18 protein-coding genes are annotated in these 21352 nt (G+C 73.1%); 5 read left to right on the top strand and 13 right to left on the bottom strand.

Translation table 11 applies throughout. The features are described 5' to 3' along the window. Positions 1 to 36: 36 nt before the first annotated feature. Positions 37 to 582, bottom strand: a complete 546-nt coding sequence (locus ACI79Y_RS03705) for an NUDIX domain-containing protein (RefSeq protein WP_457157170.1) — start codon at positions 580 to 582, stop codon at positions 37 to 39. Here ACI79Y_RS03705 and ACI79Y_RS03700 point away from each other — a divergent pair. Next, the gene (locus ACI79Y_RS03700) at positions 567 to 980 is read left to right on the top strand and encodes a hypothetical protein (RefSeq protein ID WP_457157169.1); all 414 of its coding nucleotides are present in this window, start codon (positions 567 to 569) and stop codon (positions 978 to 980) included. The two genes, ACI79Y_RS03705 and ACI79Y_RS03700, sit on opposite strands and share 16 nt — an antisense overlap. A 19-nt stretch (positions 981 to 999) precedes the next feature. On the opposite strand, the gene ACI79Y_RS03695 is transcribed toward ACI79Y_RS03700, so the two are convergent. Further along, positions 1000 to 2193, bottom strand: a complete 1194-nt coding sequence (locus ACI79Y_RS03695) for a DUF222 domain-containing protein (RefSeq protein WP_457157188.1) — start codon at positions 2191 to 2193, stop codon at positions 1000 to 1002. A gap of 342 nt (positions 2194 to 2535) precedes the next feature. On the opposite strand from ACI79Y_RS03695, the gene deoC reads away from it, so the two are divergent. From deoC to ACI79Y_RS03680, 3 genes are read left to right on the top strand one after another with little or no spacing between them, the layout of a single operon-like run. Further along, on the top strand, positions 2536 to 3531 hold the full coding sequence (deoC, locus tag ACI79Y_RS03690) for a deoxyribose-phosphate aldolase (protein ID WP_457157168.1): 996 nt from the start codon (positions 2536 to 2538) through the stop codon (positions 3529 to 3531). Beyond that, positions 3531 to 4976 (top strand): aldehyde dehydrogenase family protein, encoded by a 1446-nt coding sequence (locus ACI79Y_RS03685; RefSeq protein WP_457157167.1) that lies wholly within the window; start codon positions 3531 to 3533, stop codon positions 4974 to 4976. Before deoC ends, ACI79Y_RS03685 begins: the two co-directional genes overlap by 1 nt. Further along, complete coding sequence (locus tag ACI79Y_RS03680) at positions 4973 to 5839, top strand: aldehyde dehydrogenase family protein (protein ID WP_457157166.1); 867 nt, start codon at positions 4973 to 4975, stop codon at positions 5837 to 5839. Before ACI79Y_RS03685 ends, ACI79Y_RS03680 begins: the two co-directional genes overlap by 4 nt. 83 nt (positions 5840 to 5922) lie before the next feature. On the opposite strand, the gene ACI79Y_RS03675 is transcribed toward ACI79Y_RS03680, so the two are convergent. Then, positions 5923 to 7674, bottom strand: coding sequence for a calcineurin-like phosphoesterase C-terminal domain-containing protein (locus tag ACI79Y_RS03675; protein WP_457157165.1), 1752 nt, complete (start codon positions 7672 to 7674; stop codon positions 5923 to 5925). Positions 7675 to 7936: 262 nt separating this feature from the next. On the opposite strand from ACI79Y_RS03675, the gene ACI79Y_RS03670 reads away from it, so the two are divergent. Next, positions 7937 to 9400, top strand: a complete 1464-nt coding sequence (locus ACI79Y_RS03670) for a hypothetical protein (RefSeq protein ID WP_457157164.1) — start codon at positions 7937 to 7939, stop codon at positions 9398 to 9400. 91 nt (positions 9401 to 9491) lie between these two features. On the opposite strand, the gene ACI79Y_RS03665 is transcribed toward ACI79Y_RS03670, so the two are convergent. The 10 genes from ACI79Y_RS03665 to ACI79Y_RS03620 all read right to left on the bottom strand — a co-directional run bounded on the left by ACI79Y_RS03665 (position 9492) and on the right by ACI79Y_RS03620 (position 21316). After that, positions 9492 to 11135, bottom strand: a complete 1644-nt coding sequence (locus tag ACI79Y_RS03665) for a DEAD/DEAH box helicase (protein ID WP_457157163.1) — start codon at positions 11133 to 11135, stop codon at positions 9492 to 9494. Between the two features lie 233 nt (positions 11136 to 11368). Further along, positions 11369 to 12451 (bottom strand): adenosine deaminase, encoded by a 1083-nt coding sequence (locus ACI79Y_RS03660; RefSeq protein WP_457157162.1) that lies wholly within the window; start codon positions 12449 to 12451, stop codon positions 11369 to 11371. 48 nt (positions 12452 to 12499) lie between these two features. After that, positions 12500 to 13315: an ABC transporter permease gene (locus tag ACI79Y_RS03655; protein WP_457157161.1), complete on the bottom strand. Its 816-nt coding sequence runs from the start codon at positions 13313 to 13315 to the stop codon at positions 12500 to 12502. Next, positions 13312 to 14223 (bottom strand): ABC transporter ATP-binding protein, encoded by a 912-nt coding sequence (locus ACI79Y_RS03650; protein ID WP_457157160.1) that lies wholly within the window; start codon positions 14221 to 14223, stop codon positions 13312 to 13314. The genes ACI79Y_RS03655 and ACI79Y_RS03650 overlap by 4 nt, the downstream gene beginning before the upstream one ends. Before the next feature lie 57 nt (positions 14224 to 14280). Further along, positions 14281 to 15564, bottom strand: coding sequence for a thymidine phosphorylase (locus tag ACI79Y_RS03645; RefSeq protein ID WP_457157159.1), 1284 nt, complete (start codon positions 15562 to 15564; stop codon positions 14281 to 14283). Then, positions 15561 to 16007: a cytidine deaminase gene (locus tag ACI79Y_RS03640; protein WP_457157158.1), complete on the bottom strand. Its 447-nt coding sequence runs from the start codon at positions 16005 to 16007 to the stop codon at positions 15561 to 15563. Before ACI79Y_RS03640 ends, ACI79Y_RS03645 begins: the two co-directional genes overlap by 4 nt. Next, positions 16007 to 17284 (bottom strand): ABC transporter permease, encoded by a 1278-nt coding sequence (locus ACI79Y_RS03635; protein WP_457157157.1) that lies wholly within the window; start codon positions 17282 to 17284, stop codon positions 16007 to 16009. The genes ACI79Y_RS03640 and ACI79Y_RS03635 overlap by 1 nt, the downstream gene beginning before the upstream one ends. Continuing rightward, on the bottom strand, positions 17281 to 18525 hold the full coding sequence (locus ACI79Y_RS03630) for an ABC transporter permease (RefSeq protein ID WP_457157156.1): 1245 nt from the start codon (positions 18523 to 18525) through the stop codon (positions 17281 to 17283). The genes ACI79Y_RS03635 and ACI79Y_RS03630 overlap by 4 nt, the downstream gene beginning before the upstream one ends. Further along, positions 18522 to 20060 carry an ABC transporter ATP-binding protein gene (locus tag ACI79Y_RS03625; RefSeq protein WP_457157155.1) on the bottom strand — a complete coding sequence of 513 codons (1539 nt, stop codon included), beginning with the start codon at positions 20058 to 20060 and terminating at the stop codon, positions 18522 to 18524. Before ACI79Y_RS03625 ends, ACI79Y_RS03630 begins: the two co-directional genes overlap by 4 nt. Before the next feature lie 197 nt (positions 20061 to 20257). Then, entirely contained in the window at positions 20258 to 21316 is a 1059-nt protein-coding gene (locus ACI79Y_RS03620; protein WP_457157187.1) for a BMP family lipoprotein, read from the bottom strand. Positions 21317 to 21352 lie beyond the last annotated feature (36 nt).

Here is a 21352-nt window from a genome sequence, read left to right as displayed (position 1 = left end):
CACGCGGGCGACAGGCTCCGCGACACCTTTAGGTGCTCAAGCCGCTCCACCGCCCGCACCTGCACCGGGACTGGCGGTGGGCGTGCTGAGCGGCCCCACGTACCACGGATGGGCGAGGAGCCTGCTCAGTTCGCCAGGTCCGACCCAGCGGATCTCGTCGTGCTCGCCCGGGCAGGCGTTGGTGGGCGTTCCTCGCCAGGTTCGCACCACCCAGAGGCCCAGGCGCATGTCCGCGGCGGGGTCATTGATGCGCGTCACCGGCTCCGGGGCGATGGTCAGCGCCTCGACCCCGAGCTCCTCGCGCAGCTCGCGCCGGAACGCGTCCAACTCGGTCTCACCGTCGTCGACGTGGCCGCCCGGCAGGTCCCAGACGTCGGGGTACCAACGCCGGTGCGGCGATCGATGGGTGAGCAGGACCCGGCCCTGGTGGATGAGCGCGCCCGTGACGACGTGGTGCCCCCGCCGAGTCGACCACGCCGGCCGAGGACCGTCGCCGGTCCGGTTGCTGAACGAGGGGCCGGACCGGAGCCCGAGCCACAGTTGGATCGAGCGGGCAAGGTGAGGGCATGGCTCGAGCACCACGCAGCCCCACCGGCCGCGGACTGGCGGCACTCGGCATCGTCGTCTTCGTCGCCTGGGTCGCCTTCGTCGCGATCGAGATCGCCACCCTCCCGGTTCCGGGAACAGCCTCGGTCGACGCCCTGGCCACCCGGGTCGCCTCGGCGGTGGAACAGCGGGACGTCGATGCGCTGCAGGCGCTGATGGTGGACGACGCTCCCGCCGACTACGCCGACCAGCTGCTCGCCGACCTCCCCTCCCCGGACGACGGGCTGGAGGGCGTGGTCCGGAGCTCTGGCCGTGGTGACGTGCTCGTGGTGGACGACCCCGCCGGCCGCGGCACCTGTCTCGCCTGGCAGGTGGTGCACCAGGACGAGCGGTACCTGCTCGGCGTCGTCCCACCACTGGACGGCTGCCGGTAGTCCCGGGCAGCAGGCCAGGTCAGCTGAGCAGGGGCCCGATGAGGATCTCGGTGCCGTCGGGGCGCCAGGTGCGCCATCGGCCATCGGGTTGTCGCTCGACGCGGAACCCGTGGTGCACCTTGGTGTGGTGGCGTTCGCACAGCAGTGCGGAGTTGGTCAGTGACGTCTCTCCGCCGTGGAGCCAGTGGACGAGGTGGTGGACGTCGCACCACCAGGTCGGGGCGCCGCAGCCGGTGAACACGCAGCCCTTGTCCCGCCGCTCCACCGCCCGCCGCAGCCCCGGGGTGACCACCCGGTGGTCCCGGCCCAGGTCCAACGGGGTTCCGTCGGGGCCCATCACGATCCGGGAGATGCTGCCGTCACATGCCAGGTAGCGGGCGCGGGCCGCGGAGATCACCGCCCCGAAGCCCAGCTGGGCGGCCCCGGGGCCGGTGGCCGGGTCGACCAAGTCCTCCAGGTCGATCCCCACCACCACGTGCGGCTTCACCGTCCGCAGCGTCGGCGACTGACCTGAGGCCAGCTGGTTGTCACACACCTGCACGAACGCGTCGGCCTGCTGCTGGGCGCGGGTGCGGGTGTCCCCCTTCGGGCGGTCGGCCTGCACGTGGGACTCGATCGCCGCCTGCACCTTCTCCCCACCGGCGGCGTCCAGGTCGAAGCGGCCGGTGACGCTGCCGTCGGCGTGCTTGACGATGGTGAACCGCCGACCCTCCGTCGGGTCCGGCTCCGGCCCGTCAGGATCCAAGGCGTCGTCGAACTGCTGCACCGCCTGCACCAGCGACGCATGCGGCGCCTCCCGCGCAACGGTCACCCATGCGGCGTCGAACGCACCCAGGTCGATGCCCTGCTCCTCCGCCCGCGCCCGCTCCCGATCACCGACCGCGCCGGCCACCACGTCGAACTGCGCCGCCGTCACGTGTCCTGCCGCGAACCCGGCGGCCAACGCCGGGAAGTGCGCCAACGCCCGCCCCGACCGCCCGATCCGATCAGCCTCCCCCGCCGACAACCGCGCGTGCCCGGTCAACCACGACCGCATGCTCTTGAGCCCGTCACGCTCGGCGGCCTGGGACACCGCCGCGTGCCGCACCGTCCGCGTCAACTCCGCGTCCAACCGGTTCCGCGCCGCCACCAGCAGCGCCGTCCGGTCCAGCACCTCACCATCGGTCAACCCGTGCAGCTCCTCGCCGGCCAGGGCATCGAGCGCCGAGGCCAGTGGCGACCCGAGCACCCGTTCCAGCCCATCGTCGGGGAGGTCGGCAACCACGCTCGGCGCAGGGGCGTCCAGCGTCAGCACGTCGCTCACGGACACCCCCCCCGTCGATTCGAATACGTGTTCGAAATCTAGCGGGAGGTGGGGGCATCCACCACCCGTATCTGCAGGTCACGAGCCTGTCCACAGATTCACCGACGGACTTGACAGGCGCCCCGCGACAGCAGCGGGACGCATGGCCGCAGCTGTGAGGCGCCGCGCAGCAGAGGCCCTGGACACCGGTCGGGGCCACCGTGGGAGGGTGAGCGCCCGAGGAGTGTCAGCGGGCAGTGGAGAATGCCCGGCATGACCCACGTGCTCGACCCGAACGCGCTGGCCGGGTCCGGCGGCGCCCCGGGCACCCCACCGGACCCGTTCGCCGACGTGACCCGCTCGGACGACGCCTTCCGCGCCTTCCTGCACGGGCTGCCCGGCGTCGACCAGGTGGGGGCGCAGCAGCGGGTCGCCGTCCTCGGCACCCGCTCGATCAAGAGCACCGCGAAGGCCTGGGCGATCGACACCGCGATCTCGATGGTCGACCTGACCACCCTCGAGGGCGCCGACACCCCCGGCAAGGTCCGCAGCCTCGCCGCCAAGGCCCGCCGCCCCGACCCCGAGGACCTCACCTGCCCGGCCGTCGCCGCGGTCTGCGTCTACGGCGACCTCGCGGGCGTGGCCACGGAGGCGCTGGCCGGCACCGGCATCAACGTCGCCGCCGTCGCCACCGCCTTCCCCAGCGGCCGCGCCAGCCGCGAGGTCAAGCTCGCCGACGTCCGAGACGCCGTCGCCAACGGCGCCGACGAGATCGACATGGTCATCGACCGCGGAGCGTTCCTGTCCGGCCGCTACCTCGACGTCTTCGAGGAGATCGTGGCCGTGAAGGAGGCCTGCGGTCCTGCGCACCTCAAGGTGATCCTGGAGACCGGTGAGCTGGTCACCCTGGACAACGTGCGCCGCGCCTCGTGGCTGGCGATGCTCGCCGGCGGCGACTTCATCAAGACCTCCACCGGGAAGATCTCCCCCGCCGCCACGCTGCCGGTCTGCCTGGTGATGCTGGAGGCGGTCCGCGACTTCCGCGCCGCCACCGGCCGCCAGGTCGGCGTCAAGCCCGCCGGCGGCATCCGGACGACGAAGGACGCCGTCAAGCACCTGGTGCTGGTCAACGAGACCGCCGGGCCCGACTGGCTGTCCCCCGACTGGTTCCGCATCGGTGCGTCCAGCCTGCTCAACGACCTGCTCCTGCAGCGCCAGAAGCTCCGCACCGGCCACTACTCCGGCCCCGACCACGTGAGCGTCGACTGATGACCATGTTCGAGTACGCCCCCGCGCCCGAGTCGCGGTCGATCGTCGACCTCAGGCCCAGCTACGGGTTGTTCGTCGACGGTGAGTTCACCCCCGGCACCGGCACCCCGCTGAAGACCGTCAACCCGGCCACCGAGGAGGTGCTCAGCGAGGTCGCCGTCGGCACCGACGAGGACGTCGACCGCGCCGTCCGCGCCGCCCGCCGCGCCTTCACCCGGGTCTGGGGCCCGATGCGCCCGGCCGACCGCGGCAAGTACCTGTTCCGCATCGCCCGGCTGCTGCAGGAGCGGGCGCGGGAGTTCGCCGTCCTGGAGAGCCTCGACAACGGCAAGCCGATCCGGGAGAGCCGGGACGTCGACGTCCCGCTGGCCGCGGCGCACTTCTTCTACCACGCGGGCTGGGCCGACAAGCTCGAGCACACGGGTCTCGGGCCGGCCCCGCGGCCGCTCGGCGTGGCCGGCCAGGTCATCCCGTGGAACTTCCCGCTGCTCATGCTGGCGTGGAAGGTCGCTCCCGCACTGGCGGCCGGCAACACCGTCGTCCTCAAGCCCGCGGAGACCACCCCGCTGACCGCGCTGCTGTTCGCCGAGGTGTGCCAGCAGGCCGACCTGCCGCCCGGCGTGGTCAACATCGTGACCGGCGCCGGCCCGACCGGCCGCGCGGTCGTCGCGCACCCCGACGTCGACAAGGTCGCCTTCACCGGCTCTACCGAGGTCGGCCGGGAGATCGCCCGCTCGGTCGCCGGCACCGAGAAGCGGCTCACCCTGGAGCTGGGGGGCAAGGCCGCCAACATCGTCTTCGACGACGCTCCGGTCGACCAGGCCGTCGAGGGCATCGTGCGCGGGATCTTCTTCAACCAGGGCCACGTCTGTTGCGCGGGCTCGCGCCTGCTGGTGCAGGAGTCGGTGCACGACGAGGTCATCGCGGCGCTGCAGCGGCGGATCGGCACCCTGCGCGTGGGCGACCCGCTGGACAAGAACACCGACCTGGGCGCGATCAACTCCGCCGAGCAGCTGGCCCGGATCCGCGAGCTGTCGGAGATCGGCGAGGCCGAGGGCGCCCAGCGCTGGCAGCCCGCGTGCGACCTCCCCGACCGTGGGTTCTGGTTCCCGCCGACCATCTTCACCGGCGTCTCGGCGGCGCACCGGATCGCCCGGGACGAGGTGTTCGGCCCGGTGCTGTCCGTGCTGACCTTCCGCACCCCCGACGAGGCGGTCGCGAAGGCGAACAACTCAACCTACGGGCTGTCGGCCGGCATCTGGTCGGAGAAGGGCTCGCGCATCCTCAAGGTCGCCGACCAGTTGCGCGCCGGCGTGGTGTGGGCCAACACCTTCAACGAGTTCGACCCGACCTCGCCGTTCGGCGGCTACAAGCAGTCCGGCTACGGCCGCGAGGGCGGCCGGCAGGGGCTGGCCGCCTACCTCTCGACGGGAGACGCCAAGTGACCGACCGCCTCGCCGTCCGCAAGACCTACAAGCTCTACCTGGGCGGGGCCTTCCCCCGCTCGGAGTCCGGCCGCACCTACGAGGTGCACGACGCCAAGGGCCACTTCCTGGCCAACGCCGCCTGGGCCTCCCGCAAGGACGCCCGGGACGCCGTCGTGGCCGCCCGCGGCGCCTTCGCGAACTGGTCGGGCGCCACCGCCTACAACCGGGGCCAGGTGCTGTACCGGGTCGCCGAGGTGATGGAGGGCCGGGCGGCCCAGTTCGCCGAGGAGGTGGCCGCCGGCGAGGGGTTGTCCGGCGCCAAGGCCCGGGCCGCCGTGGACGCCGCGATCGACCGGTGGGTCTGGTACGCCGGGTGGACCGACAAGCTCGCCGCCGTGCTGGGCAGCAGCAACCCGGTCGCCGGCCCGTACTTCGGCTTCTCCACCCCCGAGCCGACCGGTGTGGTCGCCGTCCTCGCTCCGCAGCGCAGCTCGTTGCTCGGACTGGTCAGCGTGCTCGCGCCGGTGCTGGCCGGGGGCAACACCGCTGTGGTGGTCAGCGCGAAGGAGCGCCCGCTGCCGGCCATCACCCTGGGCGAGGTGCTCGCCACCTCCGACGTCCCCGGTGGTGTGGTCAACCTGCTCACCGGTGACGCCGCGGAGATCGGCCCCTGGCTGGCCGAGCACGCCGACGTCGACGCGATCGACCTGGCCGGTGCGCACGGCCCGCTGGCGATGGAGCTGGAACGCTCGGCCGCCGGCACGATCAAGCGCGTGCTGCGGGCTCCCGCGGAGGAGCCGGACTGGACCGCGGACCCCGGTCTCAGCCGGATGACGCCCTTCCTGGAGACGAAGAGCGTCTGGCATCCGATGGGCGTGTGAGGCCTCGTTCCGGGGCAGCCGCTTCCCCCGCACCGGGGCCGCGGGCCGGCCGGCGGTGCAGGGGAAGCGGGCGTCCAGTCGGCTCAGCCTTGCGGGGAGCCCGGCCGGCCGGTGACGACCTCGAACAACTGGAAGGTCTCCGACACCTGCCCGTACGGATCGGTGCTGCGGACGGTCAGGACGTGCCAGCCCGGCTCCAGCCCGCTGGGCAGGTCTGCCATCCACAGGTGGGAGGAGGGCTGCGGCTCGGCCGGCTCCTCGGTGGTGCCCTCCAGCCGTTCGAACAGTGCCGAGACGTAGGGGTCCAGGTTGCCGTTCGGGTCACCGTCGGTCAGCCCCTTGAACGGCGGGTTGTAGGCCATCGGGGAGAACTCCCCGTGGTCGACCCGGGCTTCCACCTGGTGCCGCTCGCCTCCGTCGAAGACGTTCACCGTGACCTGCGGCGCCTCGCCCTTCGCCCAGTCCCGGGGATGGAACTGCGGTGCGGTCGAGAACCCACCCGATCCGCTCGGCCCCGAGGGGAGGAGTACCTCCTGGTCGTGACCTCCTCCCTGGAAGGTGAGCCGCATCTGGAAGTCCTCCGGCAGGCTCGCCGGCTTGAAACGCGGGGTGTACTGGTTGCCGTCGAAGCTGATGGTGTAGTAGCCGTTCGGGTTGCCGTCGGCCATGTCGGCAGCCTGGACGCCCCGCTCGTCCACGGGGCCCTTCGTCCAGCCCCCGCCGCGCACCTCGGCGAGCGTGTGACTGAGGAACGGGTCCTCACCGGTCCAGCCGCCCTCGTCGCCGATGTACTTCTGCCAGCTGTTGCTGGTGTCGTGGCCCGAGATCGCGTACAGGTGCTCCCGCCCCTCCAGCACCTCGAAGAGCTCGTCCAGGTTCACCGTGTTGATGTTCTCTTCGCCGATGGCGTCGATCCGCAGCGGGATGTGGGTGGCGATCAGGACGAGCTTGTCGGCGGGGACGTGGGCCAAGTCGTTCTTCAACCACTCCAGCTGCGCGTCGTTCAGGTATCCGCGGTACTCGCCGTTCTCCCCCTCGGCCGTCTGGCCGAGGTAGTCGACGTTGTCCATGTTGACGAAGTGGACCTGGCCGTAGTCGAGTGAGTAGTCGGTCGGGCCGTAGATGCTCTTGTACGTCTGGGTGGCGTAGGTGTCGTCGGGGGCGTCGTAGTTCATGTCGTGGTTCCCAGGCAGGTTCCACCACGGGAGGCCGATCTCCGAGACGACCTCGTTGTGCGGCTCGAAGAGGTCCAGCGGGTCGTTGACGAGGTCCCCGACGGTCAGCCCGAACGCCGCGTCAGATCCGGTCAGCTCCGCCACGACGTCCTTGCGGAAGGCCTCGAGCTCCCCGACGTTGCGGGTCTGCGGGTCGGCGAACACCACCACCTCGAACTGGTCGGGCTCGGCCTGCGCACGCAGTGGGAAGTCGACCGACTCCGGCAGCGGCCCGGTCGGCTCGATACCGCCGTACTCCAGATCCACGGGCGTCCCGTTCGGGTAGTGGACGTAGTAGAACTGCGGCAGCTGGACGTCGTCGACCGGAACCATGTAGTCCGCTGGTTTGGTGATGAACACGATGGTCTCGTCGGTCACGCCCAGGCGGTAGCGGCCCTCTTCGTCCGTCAGGACCACCTCTCGGCCGTTGGAGACCGACACGCCCGGGACCCCGGGTTCCCCCTCATCGTGCTCGTTGTCCTCGTCGAGATCCTCGAAGACGACGCCGGTGGCGGTCTCGGTCGTTCCGCAGGTTCCCGCGCACTCCGCGCTCGCGGCGGTCTGCAGGACGATCGGGCTCACGAGCACCAGGCCGAGGCCCAGCGGTACAAGCTTCTTCACGGACGTTCCCCTGTCGGTCGTTCCAGCGAACCGGACGTCACCGAAGCTATGCGGGCGCCAAGAGCCGTGGACGAACCGGACGTGAACCGTCCAGGAAGGTCGCCTCGTGCTCGGAGACACACGGTGGCCCGCTGGTCCCCAGCCGGACGAGGAGCTCGGAGCGGCTCTCGCAGCGGGGGAATTCGGGCCGCTGGCTCACCGACATGGACGCCGTCCCCCGACCCACTGCCCCATGAACGGCCGGACCGGGCAGGATGGGCGGGTGCCCAGGCCCAGCATCGTCCCCATCGCCCTCACCCTCGACGACCGCACGGGCTACACGCTCTGGGCTCCTCCCTGGGAGGAGGACGGCGAGGAGTGGCAGGCGTTCCTCGGCAGCACGGTCGACGTGCCCGCCGACCTGAACGACGACGACCCCGAGGACGGCGTCACCAAGGCCGTCGTCCACCTGTTCCCCTCCCCGGCGGCGCTGGCTGCCTTCTGCCGCGCCAGCACCGACCACGACCTCGCCGACCACCCGGTCTGGCCGGTCGTGGCCGGGCTCGACGCCGGCGACCTCACCCCCGACGAGGACCACCGGTTCGACCTCGACGGCGTCTACGACGTGGTCGCGGAGAACCCGGACCGCTGGGCCGTCGACGAGCTGGCCGCCGTCGTCGACGTCGTCGGGCGCATCGCCGAGTGCTGCGACACCACCGATGACGAGGACGACCTGCTCGACGACGACGAGACCGAGTTCGAGTCGGTCGCCGAGCTGGTCTCCCGCCCCGAGGTGGCCGCGCTGCCCCTCGGCGTGCAGGCGTTCCTCGGCCGCACCGGCGAGGAGTCCTGGCAGCGGCTGGGCACCGCGATCGACGAGCTCTGGGAGGACGTGCTCGAGGAGCTCGACGACCACCTGGACTGGACCGGCGCCGGCAGCGTCTCCCCCGACGACTACCCGTCGGCCGCCGAGGAGGCCGAGGCGCGCGCGGCGGAGCCCGAGGACGAGGACGACGATGACGTCGACGTCGACCTGCTCGACGTGGACGACGCCGCTCGCCCGACCGTGGCGGGGGCCAGCGCGCAGCGCCAGCCGGCCGGCTCCACCGCCGCGGCCCCGGGCGTGCCCACCACCGGCACCCGGGACATCCGCAGCGGCAGCCGGCTGACCGCCAGCCCGGCCGCGGTCGCGGCGGCCCAGGAGTTCTGGGAGGCGGTCGGCATCCTCCCCGTCGAGCTCGTCGTCCCCGAGGGCGCCGGCCTGACCCTGCGCTGCTACGTCGAGGACCGCGCCCGGTTCCTCGGCCGCGACGGGCAGGTCTTCCTGTTCCCCTCCCCGGCCGAACTGGCCCGCTTCTGCGCCTCGGACGAGCGCCACGACCTCAGCGGCATCGCCTCCTGGCCGGAGGTGGCCGACACCGACGTCCTGCCGCTGCCGGCCGACCAGGACCGTTACGACCTCACCGCCCTCGCCGAGGTGCTGCGCGAGGTCGCCGGCGGCGCCGGCGGGCTGGCGCAGCACGAGGCGCTGGAGCAGCCGGTCGAGGGCGTGCGGGACGTCGCCGAGTACGCCGGGCTGACCCGGGTCGAGGAGCTGCTCACCAGCGACACCCCGCTGGGTCGCGCCGTCGCCCGCAGCGAGACCGACCCGGCGGCGCCGCTGCCGGCCCAGGACGCCGCCGTGCTGGCGAGCTCCTGGGACGAGGTCGTCACCGAGGTCAGCCGGGCCCTGCACTTCCGCGACTAGGACCCGGAACGGCAACGGCCGGCCCCCGCGTTCGCGGGAGCCGGCCGTTGCCGTTCAGGGCCCCGCTGCCCGGAGGCAGCGAGGTCCTTCGTCAGTAGGAGCGCGCCGGACGGGGCGGGCGGCCGCCGGAGCGGTTGCCCTCCCCGGCGCCGCGGTACCCACCGGGACGCCGGTCACGGGAGTCCCCGCCGAAGGAGCGATCCCGGTCGCCGTAGGAGCGCTCGCCCTGCGGGCGGCTCCCGTACGAACGATCGCGGTCGCCCGCGGGCCGGTCACCGGCCGGACGATCCCGGTCGCCGTAGGAGCGCTCGCCCTGAGGGCGCTCGCCGTACGAACGATCGCGGTCGCCGTAGGACCGGCGGGGGCCGCTGCGGCCCCCGGGGCGGTCGCCGTCCCGGCGCGGCCGGCGCCCACCGGGGCCACCGGCCCCGGCCGGGCGGCGCGACTCGCGCACCGGGCGCTGCACCGGCTCGACGAAGGTGCCACCGGCGACCAGGTCGGAGATCGCGGCGTCGCCCGGACGGATCCGGGTGACCTGCGGCTCGACCTTGGCCTGGCGGAACCGACGCTTGGACTGCCCCACCTGGTCGGGCAGCAGCAGCGAGACCACGACACCCGCGGCACCGGCGCGCGCGGTGCGGCCGGAACGGTGCAGGTAGGTCTTGTGGTCGGCCGGCGGGTCGTAGTGCAGCACCAGCGACACGTCGTCGACGTGGATGCCACGCGCGGCGACGTCGGTGGCCACCAGCACCGGGCTGCGGGCGTCGGTGAACGCCTCCAGGGCCCGGCGCCGCGCCGACTGCGGCAGGCCGCCGTGGATCGCCTCGGCGGAGATGCCGACGGCCTGCAGGTTGCCGGCCAGCCGGTCGGCACCGTGCTGGGTGCGCACGAAGATGATGATCCGGCCCGGACGGGCGGCCATCGCCTCGGTGACCTTCAGCTTGTCCGGGAAGGACACGCTGTAGGCCAGGTGCTCGGCCTGGGGACCGGAGTCCGCGGCCTTGACGACCTCGTGACGCGCCGGGTCCTTGAGGTAGCGGCGGACCAGGGTGTCGACCTCGCCGTCCAGGGTGGCCGAGAACAGCAGCCGCTGGGCGTCGGGGCGGGTCTGGTCGAGCAGCTCCTTGACCACCGGCAGGAAGCCGAGGTCGGACATGAAGTCCGCCTCGTCGATGATCGAGACGACGACCTCGGACAGGGTGGTCTCACCCTGGTTGATCAGGTCCTGCAGCCGGCCGGGGGTGGCGATGAGCACGTCGACGCCGCGGCGCAGCTGCTGGATCTGGCGGTACATCGAGGCACCGCCGTACACGGCGGCCAGCTGGACGCCGATCGACTGGCCGAGCGGGGCCAGGTTGTCGTGCACCTGCTGGGCCAGCTCACGGGTCGGCACCAGGATCAGGCCACGCGGTGCCCGACGACCGTGCTGGGCGTCGTCGCCCAGGCGGGCGAGCAACGGCAGCCCGAAGGCCAGCGTCTTGCCCGAGCCGGTGGCGGCCTTGCCCAGCACGTCGCGCCCGGCGAGCGCGTCGGGGAGGGCGGAGGTCTGGATGGCGAACGGGTGGCGGATGCCCTTGCGCTCCAGCGCGGTGACCAGCGGCTGGGGCAGGCCCAGCTGGGCGAAGGTCGGGCCGGTGGGCTCGGGGGCCTCGACGGGGGTCACGACCGCGGCCGTGTCGTCGTTGGGGGTGTTCTCGGGGGTGGTGCGGGTGTCGACAGAGTCGAACGAGGACAAGCGGGAACTCCGATACAGATCGGTGCGCGTCCCGTGGTGATGCTCGGCGCCGGGAACCGACGCCCACACTGGTGATCGCCGCCGTCTGCGATGACGCGTGATCTGCACGGATGCGCTGTGCCCGGACAGGACCGCCCGGGAGGATGACCGGCACACTCACCGGCACGGTCAGGTTAGCAGCGCGGCGGCCGGATTGATTCCCGAGACCGGGTGACCCCGCTCCCCCGGGTGCCTCAGCCGCCCGCGCGGAGGGCGTCGTAGGCGGGGCGGACCACCTCGGTGGTGATCCGGGCACGCACGGCGTCGTCGCCGAAGCCGGCGCGCAGCGCCCGCTCGGTCACCGTCTGCACGTCGTCCCAGCTCCAGCCGAAGGCGGCGGCGACGGCGGCCAGCTCGCTGCTCGCCGAGACCCCGCTCATCAGGCGGTTGTCGGTGTTGAGCGTCACGGCGAAGCCAGCCCGGTGCAGCCGGTCGACCGGGTGGTCGGCCAGCGACGGGTAGGCGCCGGTCTGCACGTTGGACGACGGGGCGACCTCCAGCGGCACCTGCGCATCGCGGACCCGCTGCGCCACCGGACCGAGCGCGCCGTCGACGGGCACCTCGTCGGCGATGCGCACCCCGTGGCCCAGCCGCTCGGCACCCGCGCCGTCCAGTGCGGCGACGATCGAGGGGATCCCGGCGGCCTCCCCGGCGTGCACGGTGCGGTGCGCCCCGGCCCGGTCCAGCACGGCGATCGCCTCCGGGATGCGGTCCGGCGGGAAGCCGTCCTCGGGGCCGGCGAGGTCGAAGCCGACCACCCCGGCGTCGGCGAACCGGACCACCTGCTCGGCGACCTCCACCCACCGGTCGGCCTGGCGCATCGCGCACAGCAGGGTGCCGACGACGATCGGCGTCCCGGCGGCCGCGGCCTCCCGGCTGCCCTGCGCGTAGCCGTCGAGCATCGCCTCCACCACCGCCGGCAGCGCCATGCCGCCCGCGGTGAGCAGCTCCGGCGCCATCCGCACCTCGGCGTAGACGACGCCGTCGGCGGCCAGGTCGAGCGCGGCCTCCCGGGCGACCCGGTGCACGGCCGCGGGCCGCTGCAGCACCGCGACGGTGTGCGCGAACGTCTCCAGGTAGCGCGGCAGCGACCCCGAGTCGGCCGCCTCGCGGAACCAGCGGCCCAGCGTCGCGGGCTCGTCGGCCGGCAGGTCGCGGTACCCGACCTCGTCGGCCAGCTCCAGCACCGTCTGCGGCCGCAGCCCGCCGTCCAGGTGGTCGTGCAGCAGCACCTTGGGCGCACGGACGAGGTTCTCGGCGTTCAGCTCAGCGGGCACCCGGCCATTCTCCGACACGACCGTCCGGCACTCGCAGGACCAGGGCCCTCACCGGCTCTCGCGGTCCTGCCAGCGGAAGGTGCGCACGCACAGCACCAGGCCGACGACGCACCAGATCCCGAGCACCAGCGCGACCCGGCCCAGCTCCCAGCTGCCGGCCGGCTCCTGCGCGGCGAGCGCGTCGGGGAGGAACACCGACCGCAGCCCCTGCGCCATCCACTTCAGCGGGAAGACCGCGGCGACCGTCTGCAGCCAGGTGGGCACCTCGCTGAACTGGAAGAACACCCCGGAGATGAACTGCAGCACCAGCGCGATCGGGGTGACCGTGGCCGACGCCGAGCGGCCGTTGCGGGCCAGGCTGGAGACCGCGATGCCCAGCAGCGTGCACGCTGCCGAGCCGAGCCCGGCGACCCAGAGGAAGGTCAGCCAGTCCGCACCCGCGGGGAACGCGACGTCGTAGAACGCCACCCCGATGACCAGCAGGATCACCACGATCGCCACGGTGACGACGAGGACCTGCACGACCTTGCCGACGAAGTAGGCGCTCTTGGGCATCGGCGTGCCGGCCAGGCCCTTGAGCGTGCCGTCGGAGCGCTCGGTGGCGATGCTGATCGCCATGTTCTGCAGGCTGGCGCCGAGGATGCCCGCGGCGATCACCCCGGCCATGAAGTACTGGGTGAAGCTGACCCCGGCCCCGAGGTCGTAGTCGAGCACCGCGCCGAAGACCAGCAGCAGGATCACCGGGAACATCAGCGTGAAGACGACGGACTCGCGCTGCCGGAAGAACTCCTTGAGCTCCACCCCGGCCCGGGTCCGGCAGACCGCGCCCACCGAGGGCAGCGACCGCTCCGTCGTGGCGGTCATGTGACGGGCTCTCCGATCATGCGCAGGTAGACGTCCTCGAGCGTGGGCCGGGCGACGGCCAGGTCGGGCACCTCGCCGGGGAACCGGCCGGCCAGCTCTGCGACGAACGCCGTCGGCGTGGTGGTCTCGGCCACCCGGCGCGCGCCGTCCTCGGTCCAGCTGACGACGGCCGGCGCGGTGCCCCGCCCGCCGAGCTCGGCCGGGACGGCGACCTCGACCAGCCGGCCGTGGGCGATCACCCCGACCCGGTCGGCCAGCTCCTCGGCCTCGTCCAGGTAGTGCGTGGTGAGCAGCATCGTGGTGCCGAGGTCGCGCAGCGAGCGGATCAGCGACCAGAACTGGCGGCGGGCCTCGGGGTCGAAGCCGGTGGTCGGCTCGTCCAGGAACAGCAGCCGGGGGCGGCCGACGATGCCGAGCGCGACGTCGAGCCGGCGGCGCTGGCCGCCGGAGAGGGTGCGGCCGCGGGAGCCCGCCTTCTCGGTGAGCCCGACCAGCTCGAGCACCTCGTCGGGGTCACGCGGGTCGGCGTGGTAAGAGGCCTGGGCCCGCAGCAGCTCCCGGCAGGTCAGCTGGCTGTCGCCGCCGCCGGACTGCAGCACGATGCCCAGCTCGCCCTTCCACGCCCGCCCGCCGGCGGCCGGGTCGACGCCGAGCACCCGGACCTCGCCGCCGTCGCGGCTGCGGTAGCCCTCCAGCACCTCGACCGTGGTGGTCTTGCCGGCGCCGTTGGGGCCCAGGAGCGCGAAGATCTCACCGCGCCGGATGTCCAGGTCCAGGCCGTCGACGGCCGCTCGCTCGCCGTAGCGCTTGACCAGGCCGCGCACCGAGATGGCGGCGTCAGGATCGAGCGGCACCCCCGCGGGCGGCACCCCGAGCGCGCGGATCGTGGGGAGGTCCTTCTGCTGCACGAGGCGTCAGTGTCCTCCATCGACCTGTGATCCCGACGCCACCCTCCCCGCGGCGCGTCAGCCGGTGATCCGGTCGATGAGCAGCGGGAGCGGCCGGTCGGCGGTGTCGACGCCGACGGCGCCCTCCAGCGCCTCCAGCGCACGCGGGATGCGGGCGGCGTCGTCGGTCTGCAGCTCCAGCAGCGGCTGCCCGGCGGTCACCTGCTCCCCCACCCCCGCGTGCCAGACGACGCCGGCGGCGGCGGAGACCGGGTCCTCCTTGCGCGCGCGCCCGGCGCCCAGCCGCCAGGCGGCGACCCCGAGGGCGTAGGCGTCCAGCCGGGTGAGGGTGCCGGTCGCCGGCGCGGTGACCACGTGCCGCTCGGCGGGCTGCGGCAGCGAGGCGTCCGGGTCGCCGCCCTGGGCGGCGATCATCCGGCGCCAGGCGTCCATCGCCCGACCGTCGGCGAGCGCGTCGGCGGGGTCGACGTCGTCCCGGCCGACCCCGGCCAGCATCTCCCGGGCCAGCGCCAGGGTGAGCTCGACGACGTCGGCCGGCCCACCCCCGGCGAGCACCTCCACCGACTCGGCGACCTCGACGGCGTTGCCGGCCGAACGGCCCAGCGGACGGTCCATCGCGGTGACCAGGGCGACGGTGCGCACCCCGGCTGCCTCGCCGAGACCGACCATGGTGCGCGCCAGCGTGCGCGCGTCGTCGGGGTCGCGCATGAAGGCCCCCGACCCGGTCTTCACGTCGAGCACCAGCGCGTCGGCGCCCTCGGCGATCTTCTTGCTCATGATCGAGCTGGCGATCAGCGGGATCGACTCCACCGTGCCGGTCACGTCGCGCAGCGCGTAGAGCACCTTGTCCGCCGGAGCGAGGTCGGCACCGGCGGCGCAGATCACCGCACCGACGTCGCGCAGCTGCTGCACGTACTCGGCGGCGGTGAGCGAGGCCCGCCAGCCGGGCACCGACTCCAGCTTGTCCAGCGTGCCGCCGGTGTGGCCCAGCCCGCGGCCGGACAGCTGCGGCACCGCCACCCCGCAGGCGGCGACCAGCGGCGCCAGCGGCAAGGTGATCTTGTCGCCGACCCCGCCGGTGGAGTGCTTGTCGGCGGTGGGCCGACCCAGGCCGGAGAGGTCCTTGCGGACGCCGGAGTCGATCATCGCCTGCGTCCAGACGGAGAGCTCCTCGGCCGCCATGCCCTGGAAGAAGACGGCCATCAGCAGGGCGCTCATCTGCTCGTGTGCCACGTCGCCGGCGGTGTAGGCGCCGACGACCCAGCGGATCTGCTCGGGCGTGAGGGTCTGCCCGTCGCGCTTGGCCCGGATGACGTCGACGGCGTCGAACGGCGCGCTCATGCCTGCTGCCCCCGCTCGGCCGCAGCTGCGCCGCCGGCGGACCGCGTGGCGGCAGTCGTGAGGTCGTCGGGCCCGAACGCGTCGGGCAGCACGTCGCTCATCGGCACGATGCCCAGCGACACGGTCTCGAGGAGCATGTCGCGCCCGCCGTGCTCCCACAGCAGCTGCCGGCAGCGCCCGCAGGGCATCAGCGGCTGCCCGTCACCGCCCACGCAGGCGACGGCGACCAGCCGGCCGCCGCCGGTGCGGGCCAGGTCGCTGACCATGCCGCACTCGGCGCACAGCCCCAGGCCGTACGAGGCGTTCTCCACGTTGCAGCCGGTGACCACCCGGCCGTCGTCGACCAGCCCGGCCACGCCCACGGGGAACCGCGAGTAGGGCGCGTAGGCGTGGCTCATCGCCTCGCGCGCCGCGGTGCGCAGCGCGTCCCAGTCCACGTCCATCAGTGCTCTCCTCGTCGGTACACGAGCCCGTCGGCCTTGGGCATGCGCAGCCGTTGCGAGGCCAGCGACAGCACCAGCAGCGTGGTCAGGTGCGGGGTGAAGGAGACGATGCCCTCGGGCAGCTCGTCGATGGTCAGGAAGCCGGCCAGCGCCGCGGCCCCGAACGCCGCCGCGATCACCGCCTGCACGTACCGGCGCCGGGTGGCCTGCCAGACCGCCACGCCGACCAGCAGGACGGCGATGAGCAGCAGCAGGGCGACGACGGCGGTGGGGCTGCGCAGCTGGAGCGCGTCGGAGAACCCGAACAGCCCCGCACCCGCGGCCAGCCCACCCGGCCGCCAGTTGCCGAAGATCAGCGCGGCCAGGCCGATGAAGCCGCGGCCGCCGGTCTGCCCCTCGCGGTAGATGTTGGCGACGAACACCAGGAAGACCCCGCCGAGCCCGGCGAGCGCCCCGGAGATGACCACGGCGACGTACTTGAGCCGGTAGACCGGCACGCCCAGGGAGTCCGCGGCCGCCGGGTTCTCCCCGCAGGAGCGCAGCCGCAGCCCGAAGGCGGTGCGCCACAGCAGCAGGTAGGTGGCCGGCACCAGCAGCACCGCGAGCACGGTGAGCACGCCGACTCCGCTGGTGAACCCGCGCAGGATGCCCGCGACGTCGGAGACGAGGAACCAGTGCTGGCGCTCCAGGTCACCGAGCAGGTCCGGCCCCGAGGAGAGCACCGGCAACGAGAACGACGGTGGCCGGCTGGACAGCGCCGGCGACTGGGTCACCCCGCCCCCGGCCGGGTTGTCGCTGTAGAGCAGCTCGGAGAGGAACCGGACGACGCCGGCGGCGAGGATGTTGATCGCCACACCGGAGACCACGTGGTCGACCCCGAAGGTGACCGTCGCGATGGCGTGCAGCAGGCCACCGGCGGCGCCGCAGACCGCGCCGCCGATCAGCGCTCCGGCCCAGCCCCACTGGTAGCCGGCCCAGCCGGCCCCCCAGGTGCCGAGGATCATCATCCCCTCGAGACCGATGTTCACCACGCCGGCCCGCTCGGCGAACAGGCCGCCGAGGGCCACCAGGCCCAGGGGGACGGCCAGCAGCAGCGCGGCGGAGAACGTCGAGGACGACGTCAGCGCCTGCTCGCCGGAGATCACGCGGACCGCCGAGACGAGCACGAGCAGCCCGACCAGCAACCAGGTGATCCGCCGCGCCCGCCCGCCGCCGAGCAGCAGCTCGGTGACCGGCCCCCGGCTCGGGGCGGACGTCGTGGTGGCCGCGGTGCTCATCGCGCTCCTCCCTGGGCGGTGTCCGTGCCTGCCCCGCTGCGCACGCCGGGACCGGTGCCGGTGCCGATCGTGGAGCCGGGGGCCGGCGGCGGGCCCCCGGGGCCCTGACCGCCGTCGGTGCTGCCGTCACCGCTGGCCGGCGGGGCTGCCTGGTCCCCGCCGCGCTCGGCCTGGCGCCGGGTGACGCGGCGGGCGATCTCGTTCGCGACGACGACGGCCAGCACGATCGTGCCCTGGATGATCGTCACCACCGAGGCCGGGATGCCCTCGAACTGAAGCGGGATCGCGGCCCGGTCCAGGAAGCCGAAGAGCAGCGCACCGAAGGCGATGCCCAGCGGGTTGTTGCGCCCCAGCAGCGCGACGGCGATGCCCAGGAAGCCCAGGCCGGTGGTGAACTCGGTGCCGTAGTGGTGGGAGCTGCCCAGCAGGTCGGGCAGGCCGATGAGGCCGGCGACCGCGCCGGAGATGAGCATCGTCTTCAGCACCATGCCGCGGGCGTCGACGCCGCTGGCGGTGGCGGCCGACGGCGAGATGCCGGTGGCGCGCAGGTCGAAGCCGAACCGGGTGCGCTTGATCAGCACCGCGATGACGATCCCGGCGACCGCCGCCACCAGCAGGAAGCCGTACAGCTCCGAGCGCGGCTCGGCCAGCCCCAGCACCCCGAACACCCCGTTCAGCGACGGGAACCAGCCCGACTCCGGGATGTCCGCGGTGGTGATGATCGACGCGCCCGGCTCGCTGCCGCGCAGCGGCCCGGTGAGCAGGTAGGACGCCAGCCCGAGCGCGATGAAGTTCAGCATGATCGAGCTGATCACCTCGCTGACGCCCCGGGTGACCTTCAGGACGGCGACGATGCCTGCCCAGAAGGCGCCGACCAGCATCGCGACGACGATGATCAGCAGCACGTGCAGCGGGGCCGGCAGCGCGACGGCCGCGCCGGCCGCGGCGGCCAGGATGGTGGCGAGCCGGTACTGGCCCTCCACCCCGATGTTGAACAGCCCCATCCGGAAGGCGACGGAGACGGCGAGGCCGGCCAGGAACAGCGGCACGGCCCGGTTGAGGATGACGACCATCGCCTGGGTCTGCTGCGACGGGCTGTCGCCGAAGTCGAGCATGACCTCGAGGGCGCTGAGCGGGTTCTCCCCGATCAGCACGATGACCAGCGCGGAGATGACCAGCGCGACGACGATGGCCAGCACCGGCGCGAGCAGCGCGGTGCCCAGGCGGCGGACCCTGCTCACGCGGCACCCACCGCGGGGTCACCGGCACCGGTCATGTGGCTCCCCAGCTCGTCCGGGCTGAGCCGGGCCGGGTCCAGCGTGGCCACCAGGCGCCCGCGGAGCATGACGTGCAGCGTGTCCGACAGGCCGATGAGCTCGTCGAGGTCCGCCGAGACCAGCACGATCCCCATCCCCTCCGCGCGGGCGTCCTTGAGCAGTTCCCAGATGACCGACTGGGCGCCGACGTCCACGCCGCGGGTCGGGTGGGCGGCGATGAGCAGCCGTGGCCGGGCGCTCATCTCCCGCCCGACGATCAGCTTCTGCTGGTTGCCGCCGGACAGCGCCATGGCGGCGGTGTCCGGGCCGGGTGCCCGGACGTCGTACTCGCGCATGATCCGCGCGGTGTCCTCGCGGGCGCCCTTGCGGTCGATGAAGGGGCCCTTCACCGCCGGCGGCCGGGTCTGGTGGCCGAGGATCCGGTTCTCCCAGAGCGGGGCCTCCAGCAACATCCCCTGCCGGTGCCGGTCCTCGGGGATGAAGCCCAGCCCCTGCTCCCGTCGCTGCCGGGTCGACCAGGCGGTGATCTCGTCGCTGCCGAGCAGGACGGTGCCGGAGCTGAGCGGCCGCAGCCCCATGACCGCGTCGACGAGCTCGGCCTGGCCGTTGCCCTCGACGCCGGCGATGCCCACGACCTCGCCCTCGCGGACGGTGAGCGAGACGTCGTCCACCGCCGGGCGGCCACCGGGCGCGGCGACGGTGACCCCGCGCAGCTGCAGCACCGGGGTGTCCCGGACGGTCGAGTCACGCTTCTGCGCGGTGGGCAGCTCGGCGCCGACCATCAGCTCGGCGAGCTGGCGGGCCGTCGTCGTCCGCGGGTCGGCCTCACCGACGGTCGTGCCCCGGCGGATCACGGTGATCGCGTCGGCGACCTTCCGGACCTCGTCGAGCTTGTGCGAGATGAAGATGACGGTGAGGCCCTCGCGCTTGAGCTCGGCGAGGTTGCCGAACAGCTCGTCGACCTCCTGCGGCACCAGCACCGCGGTGGGCTCGTCGAGGATCAGCGTGCGGGCGCCGCGGTAGAGCACCTTGGCGATCTCCACCCGCTGCCGGTCGCCGACCCCGAGCTCCTCGACCAGCGTGTCCGGGTCGAGGCCGAGGGCGTAGGCGTCGGAGATCTCCCGGATCCGGCGCCGTGCCTCCGCGCGGTCCAGCCGGCCGCCCCTGGTGGGCTCGCTGCCCAGCACGACGTTCTCCAGCACGGTGAAGTTGTCGGCCAGCATGAAGTGCTGGTGCACCATGCCGATCCCGGCGCCGATCGCGTCGGCCGGGCTGCGGAAGGTGACCGGGCGGCCGTCGACGAGGATCTCGCCCTCGTCGGGGCGGTGCATGCCGTAGAGGGTCTTCATCAGCGTCGACTTGCCGGCGCCGTTCTCCCCCACGATCGCGTGCACCTCACCGCGGCGGACGCGCAGTTGGATGTCGGAGTTGGCCACCACGCCCGGGAAGCGCTTGGTGATGCCGCGGAGCTCGACCGCGAGCGGTGCCGACTCGGTCAACGGGCTCTCCTCGGGGGACCGGCGTGGTGGCGCGGGGTGGGCCTCCGGCCGCAGGTCTTGCGGCTGGCGGTGGTTCTCGGGCGTGGTCTTGCGGCGCTGTCGTCCGACGCGCAGACGGTACACACGGAAAACGGCGGGTCCCGGGGGCGTGTGCCGCCCCCGAGCCCGCCGCCGTCCGTGTGCTCAGGACGAGCGCGTCACGGAGTGGTGGGGACCGTGATCTCGCCGTCGACGATCTGCTGGCGGTAGTCCTCGATCACGTCGGCGATGTCGTCGATGTAGCCGCCGGAGGTGGCCAGGCCGATGCCGTCGGACTCCAGGTCGTAGACGACGTCGGTGCCGCCCTCGACCTCACCCTCGGCGAAGGACAGGATGAACTCCTGCACCGCGTTGTCGACCCGCTTGAGCATCGAGGTCATGATCACGGCCTGCTGCTCGGGGGAGCCGAGCTGCCACTGGTCGGAGTCGACGCCGATGGCCCGGTTGCCGGTCTCGACCGCGGCCTGGAAGACGCCCTCACCGGAGCCACCAGCGGCGTGGAAGACGATGTCTGCACCGTTCTGGTAGAAGCCCTGGGCCACGCTGTAGCCGCGGTCCGGGGCGCCGAAGCCGCTGAAGTCACCGGCCGGCGACAGGTACTGGCTCTGGATGGTGATGTCCGGGTTCACCGCGCGGGCACCGGCCTCGTAGCCGGCCTGGAACTTCTCGATCAGCGGGCTCTGCACACCGCCGACGAAGCCGATGTTGTCGGTCTCGGTCTTCGACGCCGCGGCCACGCCGGCCAGGAACGAGCCCTGCTCCTCGGCGAACAGCAGGCCGGTGACGTTGTCGCCCTTGGCGCCGTCTTCGTTGGAGCCGTCGACCTGGGCGAAGGTGGTCTCCGGGAACTCCGCGGCGACCTCACCGATGATCTCGTCGTAGTTGAAGCCGACGGCGATCACCGGGTCGTAGCCCTGCTCGGCCAGCTGGGTGAGCAGCTCACCGCGGTTGGAGGCGTCGTCGTTCGGCGATAGCGTCTGGACGTTCTCCTCCATCGACAGGCCGAGCTCCTCGACGGCGGCCTCGACCCCGGCGTAGGCGGAGTCGTTGAACGACTTGTCGCCCCGGCCGCCGGTGTCGTACGCCAGGCCGATCATGAGGTCGTCGTTGCCGCTGCCGCCGCTGCCGCCCGAGCCGCTGTCGGTCTCGTCGCTGGCGCAGGCCGCCAGGGCCATGCTGCCGGCCAGCAGCAGTGCCGCGGCCTTCATCCCACGCACTCGGCGCAAGACGGTCTCCTCTCTCATGGGCCCGGC

The organism is Modestobacter sp. SYSU DS0875, assembly GCF_054050915.1.
The sequence above is the reverse complement of the archived record's forward strand: the minus strand, read 5'-3'. Positions and strand labels throughout refer to the sequence as shown.